At 55.5% G+C, this 10489-nt stretch carries 10 protein-coding genes and 3 tRNA genes; 6 read left to right on the forward strand and 7 right to left on the reverse strand.

The annotated features are described in order from the left end of the window. Positions 1-76: 76 nt before the first annotated feature. From rlmM to ACWKX3_RS22780, 4 genes are all read right to left on the reverse strand, one after another. Positions 77-1177: a 23S rRNA (cytidine(2498)-2'-O)-methyltransferase RlmM gene (rlmM, locus tag ACWKX3_RS22765; RefSeq protein WP_006178285.1), complete on the reverse strand. Its 1101-nt coding sequence runs from the start codon at positions 1175-1177 to the stop codon at positions 77-79. Further along, positions 1170-1565, reverse strand: a complete 396-nt coding sequence (locus ACWKX3_RS22770; protein WP_003862756.1) for a DUF423 domain-containing protein — start codon at positions 1563-1565, stop codon at positions 1170-1172. The genes rlmM and ACWKX3_RS22770 overlap by 8 nt, the downstream gene beginning before the upstream one ends. Before the next feature lie 39 nt (positions 1566-1604). Further along, positions 1605-2522: a glycine cleavage system transcriptional regulator GcvA gene (gene gcvA, locus ACWKX3_RS22775; protein ID WP_006178288.1), complete on the reverse strand. Its 918-nt coding sequence runs from the start codon at positions 2520-2522 to the stop codon at positions 1605-1607. 349 nt (positions 2523-2871) lie between these two features. After that, positions 2872-3099, reverse strand: coding sequence for a YgdI/YgdR family lipoprotein (locus tag ACWKX3_RS22780; protein ID WP_006178289.1), 228 nt, complete (start codon positions 3097-3099; stop codon positions 2872-2874). A 192-nt stretch (positions 3100-3291) separates the two neighbouring features. Here ACWKX3_RS22780 and csdA point away from each other — a divergent pair, with 192 nt between their 5' ends. Further along, positions 3292-4497, forward strand: coding sequence for a cysteine desulfurase CsdA (gene csdA / locus ACWKX3_RS22785; protein WP_058608545.1), 1206 nt, complete (start codon positions 3292-3294; stop codon positions 4495-4497). Further along, positions 4497-4943, forward strand: a complete 447-nt coding sequence (gene csdE / locus ACWKX3_RS22790) for a cysteine desulfurase sulfur acceptor subunit CsdE (protein WP_006178291.1) — start codon at positions 4497-4499, stop codon at positions 4941-4943. The genes csdA and csdE overlap by 1 nt, the downstream gene beginning before the upstream one ends. Here csdE and tcdA read toward each other — a convergent pair. Together tcdA and mltA are read right to left on the reverse strand one after the other, a co-directional pair. Continuing rightward, positions 4934-5740, reverse strand: a complete 807-nt coding sequence (gene tcdA, locus ACWKX3_RS22795) for a tRNA cyclic N6-threonylcarbamoyladenosine(37) synthase TcdA (RefSeq protein WP_220710561.1) — start codon at positions 5738-5740, stop codon at positions 4934-4936. The two genes, csdE and tcdA, sit on opposite strands and share 10 nt — an antisense overlap. Positions 5741-5817: 77 nt before the next feature. Beyond that, the gene (mltA, locus tag ACWKX3_RS22800; RefSeq protein WP_006178293.1) at positions 5818-6915 is read right to left on the reverse strand and encodes a murein transglycosylase A; all 1098 of its coding nucleotides are present in this window, start codon (positions 6913-6915) and stop codon (positions 5818-5820) included. A gap of 208 nt (positions 6916-7123) precedes the next feature. On the opposite strand from mltA, the gene ACWKX3_RS22805 reads away from it, so the two are divergent. From ACWKX3_RS22805 to ACWKX3_RS22815, 3 genes are all read left to right on the forward strand, one after another. After that, a tRNA-Met gene (locus ACWKX3_RS22805) sits at positions 7124-7200 on the forward strand. A 171-nt stretch (positions 7201-7371) separates the two neighbouring features. Continuing rightward, positions 7372-7448: transfer RNA gene (locus ACWKX3_RS22810), tRNA-Met, on the forward strand. A 44-nt stretch (positions 7449-7492) separates the two neighbouring features. Continuing rightward, a tRNA-Met gene (locus ACWKX3_RS22815) sits at positions 7493-7569 on the forward strand. 87 nt (positions 7570-7656) lie between these two features. Here ACWKX3_RS22815 and amiC read toward each other — a convergent pair. Then, on the reverse strand, positions 7657-8910 hold the full coding sequence (gene amiC, locus ACWKX3_RS22820; RefSeq protein WP_058608547.1) for an N-acetylmuramoyl-L-alanine amidase AmiC: 1254 nt from the start codon (positions 8908-8910) through the stop codon (positions 7657-7659). Between the two features lie 226 nt (positions 8911-9136). Here amiC and argA point away from each other — a divergent pair, with 226 nt between their 5' ends. After that, complete coding sequence (gene argA, locus ACWKX3_RS22825; protein WP_006178296.1) at positions 9137-10468, forward strand: amino-acid N-acetyltransferase; 1332 nt, start codon at positions 9137-9139, stop codon at positions 10466-10468. Positions 10469-10489 lie beyond the last annotated feature (21 nt).

Consider the following 10489-nt stretch of genomic DNA (forward strand, 5'->3'; position numbering starts at 1 on the left):
CGTCCGTTGGCACCGTGCTTATTGGGCCTGCTAAACCGTCCCCTCTCCCTGTGGGAGAGGGTTAGGGTGAGGGGAACTATCGCTCGTCGCGACGCCCACCCACAGCCGCCCACCAGCGACGAACATGCACCGTCACCTCTTCGCGGTCGTGATACAGCTGGCGCGCCTGGATCACCACGTTAATACCGTGCTCATCCATCTGTTCCTGAATGTAGGCCAGGTTCTGGGAAACTTCCTCATAGCGCTTTTTCATTGGCAGCTTGAGGTTAAAGATGGTTTCACGACACCAGCCGTTTACCAGCCACGAGGCCATCAGCGCGGCCACTTTTGCGGGCTTCTCAACCATGTCGCACACCATCCACGAGATGTTGTTGCGGGTTGGGCGATAGCGGAAACCGTCTTCACGCAGCCAGGTCACCTGCCCGGTATCCATCAGGCTTTGCGCCATCGGGCCGTTATCGACAGAGGAAACCCACATGTTGCGTTTCACCAGCTGATAGGTCCAGCCGCCCGGACACGCACCAAGATCGACCGCGTACATGCCGTTAGCCAGACGCTCGTCCCACTCATCCGCCGGAATAAAGACGTGAAACGCCTCTTCAAGCTTCAGCGTTGAGCGGCTCGGCGCATCTGCCGGGAAGCGCAAACGCGGGATCCCCATAAAGAACGGCGAGTTGTTGGTGGTATACGAGTAGCCCGCGTAGCAGCAGCCAGGCGCGATAAAGAAGATATGCACTACCGGGCGCTTAGGCGTTTCGTAGTTGGTCAGCACGCCTGCGTCGCGCAAGGCCGCACGCAGCGGCACCGTGAATTTACGGCAGAACTTCATCAGCTCTTTGCTTTCGTTGGTGTCGGCAACTTCCACACGCAGGTCGCCGCCCTTCTCCACTACGCCCTGCAGCATGCCAACAATGGGCGTGATGCGGTCTTCAGGCGGAAGATCCTTCAGCAGCTCGCCGGCGACAAACATCTGACGAGCAAAGATCAGCGAGCTGAACGGCAGCTCACGCGCCAGCTTATCGGCATCGTCAGGCTGATAGCACTCAAATATCACATAGCCCGCGTTCTCTTTCACACGGGCAAAGCCGAAGACTTCGCGCTTCGCCGCTTTATCGGTGATTTCCGCGGCGCACTCTTTCTCAAACCCCGGGCGACAATATAAAACAACCTTATTCATGAACAACGCCCTTGCGTTTCAGACGGATGGCTCCGATAAACATTAATACCCACCCCGCCAGGAAGCTGACGCCGCCGACGGGTGTAACAAACGCCCACAGGCGTAAATGAGACAGTGCAAGGCAGTAGAGGCTACCGCTAAACAGTACGGTCCCCAGCGCCAGAAACACGCTGCTCCAGTAAAACCAGATGCTGATCCGGCGCTGCATCGCCACCGCCAGCCCAAAGATAGCCAGGGTGTGAAACGCCTGATATTCGAGGCCGGTCTGGATCCAGCCCATTTCAACCACCCCTAACGATTTGCTTAACACATGCGCGCCAAAGGCACCCAGTGCAACAAAAATAAAGCCACTCACCGCGGCAAAAATCAGCATGAATCGGCTGGTCATGTTTCGGTCCTAAAGTGATGCGTGCTCGGCACACAAAAGTTATTGTTCATACCTGAAGCGGAATTTTTCTTGCTCGTTTGCCGCTTTAGACAGGATCCACTGTCGGAAGGCGGCTATTTTACCCAGTTCTGCCTGACTGTCATGACAAACCAGATAAAACGCATTCTTGCTGACCAGTACATCATTAAACGGGCAGACCAGACGGCCTGCCTCAATTTCGGACTGCGCCATGACGTTATTCGCCAACGCCACGCCCTGTCCGTGAATGGCAGCCTGTAACACCATCGCACTGTGGCTAAAGATGGGTCCCTGCTGCACGTTAATATGGTTAAGACCCAACTGGCGGGTATAAGTTTGCCAGTCGCGGCGGGAAGCATCGTGTAAAAGCGTATGCTTTGCCAGATCGGCCGGCGTTTTGAGCGCTTTTTCACCCGTCAGCAGCATAGGTGAGCAGACCGGCAGCAGATATTCTGCGTATAATTTCTCCACACGCAAGCCCGGCCAGTTGCCCCGGCCATAAAAAATCGCCACATCCACATCGTCCGCAAGTTTATCTTCCTGGCGGTCTACGGCCTGGATTCGAACGTCGATTCCCGGATAAGCTGAGTTAAAGCTTGAGAGTCTTGGCACCAGCCACTGGATCGCAAAACTGGGCAATAAACTGACAGTCAGCGCGCCTTTTGCACTTCGCGCCTGTAGCTTACGCGTGGCTTCGGTGAGCTGTGAAAAAATCTCTTTGATATCCTGAAAATAGCTTTGCCCCTCTTCGGTCAGAAGGAGCGAACGGTTGCGGCGACGGAACAGCTTTAGCCCGAGAAAATCCTCCAGAGACTTGATTTGATGACTTACTGCGGCCTGCGTCACAAAAAGCTCATCGGCTGCGCGGGTGAAGCTCAGGTGACGTGCTGCGGCATCAAAAACACGTAATGCATTAAGAGGGGGCAATCGCTTGGACATGGTTATCTGGCTTAGATGTTAACGGGATTTAACATATAGGAAACAACGTTTAACCTATTAGTTTTTTTTATCTGAGCCATTATAATTTGTCCGTTGAGGAACTACCAGCAAATACCTATAGTGGCGGCACTTCCTGAGCCGGAACGAAAAGCTTTTTTTGGAATGCGTGTTCTGAAGGGCTTTTGGCTTACGGTTGTGATGTTGTGTTGTTGTGTTTGCAATTGGTCTGCGATTCAGACCACGGTAGCAACGCTACCACTTTTTCACTTCCTGTACATTTACCCTGTCTGTCCATAGTGATTAATGTAGCACCGCCAATTTGCGGTGCTTTTTTTTGCTTAAATCGCTATTAATGCTCGATTTCTTTCATCTCTTTCACATCACTGCGATTGATCTGCTGCTTGTTACCGTTGGCATCTTTGTACGAGATCATCCCGGTGTCATTATCGGTCGTCGGTTTCCCTTCAGAGACGATAGATCGACCATCGTTGGTGTGCATCACGTAGTTATTGCCGGAACAGGCGCTCAGCGCGAAGGTAAACGCACAGGCAGAGAGGATGGCGGCTGTCTTTTTCATGCTTATTCTCCTTTAGCAATTAATGCTATTCAAACATCGATTTAAAACAGGCTTAATCATTCACCTAACACTCTTTAGCATAACCTGCTTTTTGAGACTCGCCAGTTTATGCAGACAAATCTTATAGATATCAACCTCCTTGCCCTGCCGCTGAAATTGCGCGACGATCACCGTAATGATAAGAGGAATTCCATGAACGCTTTCAGCCCCTCGCAGTTTCGCGCCCAGTTTCCGGCGCTGGCCGATGCCGGTGTGTATCTTGATAGTGCCGCCACGGCGCTCAAGCCACAGGCGGTCATTGAGGCCACACGACAGTTTTATAGCCTCAGCGCTGGCAACGTACACCGTAGCCAGTTTGCCGAAGCACAACGCCTGACGGCGCGCTATGAAGCCGCCCGGGATCAGGTTGCACGTCTGATTAATGCCGAAAGCGGAAAAAACATCGTCTGGACGCGCGGCACCACCGAAGCCATCAATATGGTGGCACAGTGCTATGCCCGCCCCCAGCTGCGCGCGGGCGACGAAATCATCGTCAGCGAAGCAGAACACCACGCAAACCTGGTTCCCTGGCTGATGGTGGCGGAACAGACGGGCGCGCGGGTCGTTAAGCTTCCTTTAGGTTCTGATTTACTTCCTGACGTGGCTCGCCTGCCCGAGTTCATCACCCCGCGCAGCCGCATTCTGGCGCTTGGGCAGATGTCTAACGTCACCGGCGGCTGCCCGGACCTGGCCCGCGCCATTGAGCTCGCCCATGCCAGCGGCATGGTGGTGGTTGTCGACGGCGCGCAGGGGATCGTGCATTTCCCCGCCGATGTGCAAAAACTGGATATCGATTTCTACGCCTTCTCAGGACATAAGCTGTATGGCCCTACCGGCATCGGGGCGCTGTACGGCAAGCCTGACCTGCTGGCACACATGACCCCGTGGCTCGGCGGCGGAAAAATGATTACCGAAGTGACGTTCGATGGATTTACAACCCAGGACGTGCCTTATCGCCTGGAGGCCGGTACGCCGAACGTGGCTGGCGTCATTGGCCTGAGCGCAGCCCTGGAGTGGCTGGCTGAAACGGACGTGGTTCAGGCCGAAAGCTGGAGCCGGGGCCTGGCGACGCTGGCAGAAGAGGAACTCAAAAAGCGCCCGGGTTTTCGCTCGTTTCGCGTACAGGATTCCAGCCTGTTAGCCTTTGATTTTGACGGCGTGCATCACAGTGATATGGTCACGCTGCTGGCCGGATATGGCATTGCCCTGCGCGCCGGACAGCACTGCGCACAACCGCTGCTGGCGGCGCTTGGCGTGAGCGGGACGCTGCGCGCCTCATTTGCGCCCTATAATACGCAAAACGATGTCGAAGCGCTGGTCGCCGCCGTTGACCGCGCCCTTGAATTACTGGTGGATTAATGACTCGCTCAGACCTGGCCGGACACCCGTTCGGCAGCACAATCACCGAAGAGACGCTCAGGCAGACCTTCGGCCCGCTAAACCAGTGGGAAGACAAATATCGTCAACTGATCCTGCTGGGCAAGCAGTTGCCTGCCCTTCCCGACGCGCTGAAAGCCCAGGCAAAAGAGATCGCCGGCTGCGAGAACCGCGTCTGGCTCGGGTATCGCCTGTCAGGTGACAAACTGCATTTCTTCGGGGACAGCGAAGGGCGCATCGTTCGCGGCCTGCTGGCGGTGCTGTTGACCGCGACAGAAGGTAAAAGCGCGGCGGAGCTGCTGGCACACTCGCCACTGGAACTGTTTGATGAACTGGGGCTTCGCGCGCAGCTAAGCGCCTCGCGCGGTCAGGGGCTGATTGCGCTCAGCGACGCGGTGCTGGACGCCGCGCGCCAGGCTCAGGCCTGACGCTCCGCCTTCGCCATCATCTTCTTCAGGGCGTGTGAGACGGCGACAAAGCCAAAGGATGCGGTCACCATGGTGGCCGCCCCAAAACCGGAGGCACAATCCATCCGTTTTGGCCCTTCCGCCGTGCTTTTCATGGCACACACCGAGCCATCCGCCTGCGGGTAGACCAGCGCCTCAGTCGAGAACACGCAGTCAACGCCCAGTTTACCCTTGGTGTTTTTGACCACGTTAAAGTCGCTCTTTAAGCGTTCACGCAGCTTGGCTGCCAGCGGATCCTGGATCGTTTTTGCCAGGTCGGCCACCTGGATCTGCGTCGGATCGATCTGCCCGCCCGCGCCACCGGTGGTCACCAGCGGCACCTTGAACCGGCGGCAATAAGCGATCAGCGCCGCTTTCGGGCGCACGCTGTCAATCGCATCAATCACGTAGCTGTAACCCCGACTCATGTACTCAGCGACGTTATCTGCCGTCACAAAGTCATCAATCACCGTCACGCGGCATTCCGGGTTGATCAGCCGAATGCGCTCCGCCATCACCTCTGATTTCGCCAGACCAACGCTGTCGCGCAGGGCGTGGATCTGCCGGTTAGTGTTGGTGACGCAGACATCATCCATATCAATCAGCGTGATCGCGCCGATACCGGTTCTCGCCAGCGCTTCTGCCGCCCATGACCCCACGCCACCAATGCCCACGACGCAAACGTGCGCATCCGCAAAAAGCTGCAGGGCTTTTTCACCATAGAGACGTGCCGTGCCGCCAAAACGCTGGCGCCAGGCATCACTGATTACCACAGACATAACACCTCAGATGTAAAAAGGGTGAGGTTTTTCCCTCACCCTGAACAGTAATCCGTATTTCGCTCAGAATACCACAATCAGCCGCTGAATACGTTGCCCGTACCCGGCGCGGCCTTCAGCACCCATACGCGGCCATAGTGGTTATACCAGCCTGCGCGATGGCCTGCATCCGGGCCAATGCCCTGATAAATATCGAAGTGCTGGCCTTTGATTGCCCCGCCGACATCCAGTGCCACCATCAGGCGCAGCTCATACTTGCCGTTGAACTTGCCGTTGTTGTCCAGCAGAGGGACTTCGGCCAGCAGCGTGGTGCCTGCCGGAATGATTGAGCGGTCCGATGCGACGGACGCGCGGCCAATCAACGGTACCGCACTCGCCCCTTTCACCGGCGCAAAGTTTTGCGGTTTAAAGAAGACGAACGACGGGTTCTGCTCCAGCAGCTCGCGCACTTCGGCTTCGCTGTGCTTCTCGCCCCATTCGCGGATGGCCTGCATCGACATATCTTCTTTCTTTACTTCCCCACGGTCGATCAACACTTTACCGATACTGCGGTAAGCATGGCCGTTCTTACCGGCGTAGCTGAAGAAGTTAAGCGGTGAGCCGTCGCCAAAATCAATGTAGCCGCTGCCCTGAACGTCCATGATGAAGTTATCCATCAGCGAGTTGCTGTAGGCGAGGACATAGTTTTCGCTCAGCGCGCCAGCGTAAATCTCTGCGCGAGACGGCAGGCGGCCACGCTTTGGCGGCATACGATAGATCGGGTACTGGAATTCACCCTGACGCGTATGGCGCGCCTGGACAACCGGCGTGTAGTAACCCGTAAACTGGACGTTGCCATAGTTATCCGCCCCTTCCATCTGCCAGGCATCAATACCGAACTGACGCATGTTGCGGGTATCGCCCCCCGCGCGCAGCCAGTCCTGTACCGCACTGTAAACGTTGCTCTGTGAGCCATATAAACGCGGTGACGCATTGCGGATCTGGTAGACCTGCTCAGAGAAATCGCCGGCGTTGATCGGTGCGCCTACGGCATCGGGCTGGTTAACTAATGAGAAAGGCTGGGATAATTTCCCGTCTTTATACTGTTGACCGCGATCGGTCGGTTTGGAAGAGCAGGCCGCAAGAATCGCTACCATTGCGCCTGTCATCAGATACTTCACCCAACGTCCTTTCATTATATCTCGTCTTTTAGTTGCCCATTTCCGCGTTACGAAGATAACAAACCGCCAGGGCTAAGGAAATGCAATCCCTTGCCCTTTGGCAAATTCTGCGCAAAAAATAGGCCAAACAACGCTATATCGTTCAAATTACATACAAAATCATGATTAATGCGAAAAAGGGGTTGCATCACAAACCTATCCGAGTATAGTGCGCATCCACGGACGCGGGGTGGAGCAGCCTGGTAGCTCGTCGGGCTCATAACCCGAAGGTCGTCGGTTCAAATCCGGCCCCCGCAACCAATTAAAATTTGATGAAGTATCTTCTACGACAGTAGAAGTTTTTGCGAAGTAGTTTGAAGCACAGCAAGATGGCGACGCAGTGAATCCTTAGGAACTTACTCCAGTAAGTGACTGAGGTGAACGAGGAAAGCCAGCGCAGATGTGGTTTGAAATACGAAGCAAAAAGACGGACGCGGGGTGGAGCAGCCTGGTAGCTCGTCGGGCTCATAACCCGAAGGTCGTCGGTTCAAATCCGGCCCCCGCAACCAATCAAATTTGAAGAAGTAAGTTTCTGCATAAGTAGAAAGACGGACGCGGGGTGGAGCAGCCTGGTAGCTCGTCGGGCTCATAACCCGAAGGTCGTCGGTTCAAATCCGGCCCCCGCAACCAATACTTCTAAAACAATAAACACCCTCAAGGGTGTTTTTTTGTATCTGCAGTTTATGAAACGGCCGGGCGATAACCCGGCGTGCAGCACTATCCACGACGCGCCAGCGTCGCCCCGTCAGAGAAATAGGCTTTTATTCCCGCCAGAATTGACTCGGCCACTTCCTGCTGGAATTTTGCGGTCTTGAGCTTACGTTCCTCTTCCACGTTACTGATAAACGCGGTTTCGACCAGAATAGACGGAATATCCGGGGCTTTCAGCACCGCGAACCCGGCCTGCTCAACGCTGTTTTTATGCAGCTTATTGATGTGGCCCAACTTGCCCAGTACCGCCTTGCCAAACTTCAGGCTGTCCGTGATGGTCAGCGACTGCACCATATCGAACATAGTGTGGTCGACGTAGCGGTCGCCACTTTTGCTTACCCCACCGATCAGGTCAGAGGCGTTCTGCGTATCGGCCAGGTAACGCGCGGCGGTACTGGTCGCCCCTTTCGTTGACAGCGCAAAGACCGAGGATCCGCTCGGCTGGCGGCTGGTAAAGGCATCGGCGTGGATCGACACGAACAGATCCGCGCGCTGCTTTTGCGCTTTCGCCACGCGGACTTTGAGCGGAATAAACACGTCTTCATTACGCGTCATGTAGGCCCGCATGTTGCCTTCTTTGTCGATTAACGCCTTCAGGCGGCGAGCAATTTGCAGCACCACATCTTTTTCTCGCGTGTGGTATTTCCCCACCGCGCCGGAGTCTTCGCCACCGTGACCGGGATCGAGCATGATCACAATAGGACGGTCGCGCCCCGCTTTGCCCGGTTTTGGCCCGCTTTGCGCTGGCGGAACCTGGCGTTCGAGATCGCCCTTGTTGTAATCCTCAAGCAACGCGAGAAGCGGATCCTGAATGTCCGTGGCATTAGACGGATAAAGATCCATTACCAGACGTTCTTTAAAGGTCGCAACGGGCGCCAGTGCAAACAGCTGCGGCTTCACGTTCTGCTTCAGCTCAAACACCATACGCACGGTGTGTGGATCGAACTGCCCTACGCGCGCCGATTTAATAAAGGGATCGTCACCGCGGATCTGCGCCGCCATCCCTTTCAACACGGAGTTGAGGTTCACGCCTTCGAGATCCACCACCACACGCTCGGGGTTGCTGAGGGCAAATTGCTTATACTTAAGCACGCGATTGGACTCGACCGTTACACGTGTGTAGGTCGACGACGGCCAGACGCGCACCGCGACAACCTGACTGGTGGCGGCAAGACCTACCGGGCTGACGCTGAGCAACCACATTGCCCCGGCCCCTTTTAACAAGCGGCGGCGACTTATTGCTGAATTGGATCCCGACATGCTTCTCCCGAGCAAGAAATCTGATAAATGAACCAAACGTCCAAATTGACCGAAAACTTTAACGAATGACGCATAAACTGTCATCTATAAAAGGGTAAACAATCATACGTTAACGCACGGATTACTTACCCATTTCTTTGGATCGCGGAAAATTTAGGCTTGCGCATCCGGTCATAATCGAATAAAAATACAGAAATTACGAATAAACATTCATTAAGGTTGTGCCATGGTAAAGGAACGCAGAACGGAACTGGTTCAGGGATTTCGCCATTCTGTTCCTTATATCAACGCCCATCGGGGAAAAACGTTTGTCATCATGCTGGGCGGCGAAGCCATCGAGCACGAAAACTTTTCCAGCATCGTTAACGACATTGGCCTGCTGCACAGCCTGGGTATTCGGCTGGTCGTGGTCTATGGCGCCCGCCCGCAAATTGATGCCAACCTTGCGGCGCACCATCATGAGCCGATCTACCATAAGAACACGCGCGTAACCGACGCAAAAACCCTTGAACTGGTCAAACAGGCTGCCGGGCTGCTGCAGCTGGATATCACCGCACGCCTGTCCATGAGCCTCAACAATACGCCGCTGCAGGGGGCGCATATCAACGTTGTGAGCGGCAACTTTATCATTGCCCAGCCTCTCGGCGTGGATGACGGTGTGGATTATTGTCACAGCGGGCGTATTCGCCGCATCGACGAGGAAGCGATCCACCGCCAGCTGGATAGCGGCGCTATCGTGCTTTTAGGGCCGGTTGCCGTCTCCGTGACGGGCGAAAGTTTCAACCTCACTTCAGAAGAGATTGCCACCCAACTGGCCATCAAACTGAAGGCGGAAAAAATGATTGGGTTTTGCTCCTCGCAGGGCGTCGTTAACGATGAAGGGGTAATCGTGCCGGAACTCTTCCCGAATGAGGCTCAGGCCCGCGTTGAAGCGCTCGAAGCCGAAGGCGATTACTACTCCGGTACCGTTCGGTTTCTGCGCGGCGCGGTAAAAGCCTGTCGCAGCGGCGTACGCCGCAGCCACCTTATTAGCTACCAGGAAGACGGTGCCCTGCTGCAGGAGTTGTTCTCCCGGGACGGCATTGGTACGCAGATTGTGATGGAGAGCGCCGAGCAGATCCGCCGCGCCACCATCAACGATATCGGCGGCATTCTGGAACTGATCCGCCCGCTGGAACAGCAGGGTATTCTGGTGCGCCGTTCCCGTGAACAGCTGGAGATGGAGATCGACAAATTCACCATTATTCAGCGCGACAACCTGACCATCGCCTGCGCTGCGCTTTACCCCTTCCCGGAAGAAAAGATCGGCGAGATGGCCTGTGTTGCCGTGCATCCGGATTATCGCAGCTCCTCGCGCGGCGAAATGCTGCTGGAACGTGTGGCGGCGCAGGCGCGCCAGATTGGCCTGAGTAAGCTGTTCGTGTTAACCACGCGCAGCATTCACTGGTTCCAGGAACGCGGCTTCACGCCGGTGGATATCGATTCACTGCCGGAAAGTAAGAAAGAGATGTACAACTACCAGCGCCGTTCGAAGGTGCTAATGGCCGATTTGGGCTAAGATTCTGCCCTCACCTTCCGG

It is taken from the genome of Enterobacter sp. UPMP2052 (genome assembly GCF_053709675.1).

Excerpts from the sequence above, each read along its gene's own strand:
- rlmM (WP_006178285.1), bottom strand. The coding sequence starts at position 1,177 with ATGAATAAGGTTGTTTTATATTGTCGCCCGGGGTTTGAGAAAGAGTGC.
- ACWKX3_RS22770 (WP_003862756.1), bottom strand. The coding sequence starts at position 1,565 with ATGACCAGCCGATTCATGCTGATTTTTGCCGCGGTGAGTGGCTTTATT.
- gcvA (WP_006178288.1), bottom strand. The coding sequence starts at position 2,522 with ATGTCCAAGCGATTGCCCCCTCTTAATGCATTACGTGTTTTTGATGCC.
- ACWKX3_RS22780 (WP_006178289.1), bottom strand. The coding sequence starts at position 3,099 with ATGAAAAAGACAGCCGCCATCCTCTCTGCCTGTGCGTTTACCTTCGCG.
- csdA (WP_058608545.1), top strand. The coding sequence starts at position 3,292 with ATGAACGCTTTCAGCCCCTCGCAGTTTCGCGCCCAGTTTCCGGCGCTG.
- csdE (WP_006178291.1), top strand. The coding sequence starts at position 4,497 with ATGACTCGCTCAGACCTGGCCGGACACCCGTTCGGCAGCACAATCACC.
- tcdA (WP_220710561.1), bottom strand. The coding sequence starts at position 5,740 with ATGTCTGTGGTAATCAGTGATGCCTGGCGCCAGCGTTTTGGCGGCACG.
- mltA (WP_006178293.1), bottom strand. The coding sequence starts at position 6,915 with ATGAAAGGACGTTGGGTGAAGTATCTGATGACAGGCGCAATGGTAGCG.
- amiC (WP_058608547.1), bottom strand. The coding sequence starts at position 8,910 with ATGTCGGGATCCAATTCAGCAATAAGTCGCCGCCGCTTGTTAAAAGGG.
- argA (WP_006178296.1), top strand. The coding sequence starts at position 9,137 with ATGGTAAAGGAACGCAGAACGGAACTGGTTCAGGGATTTCGCCATTCT.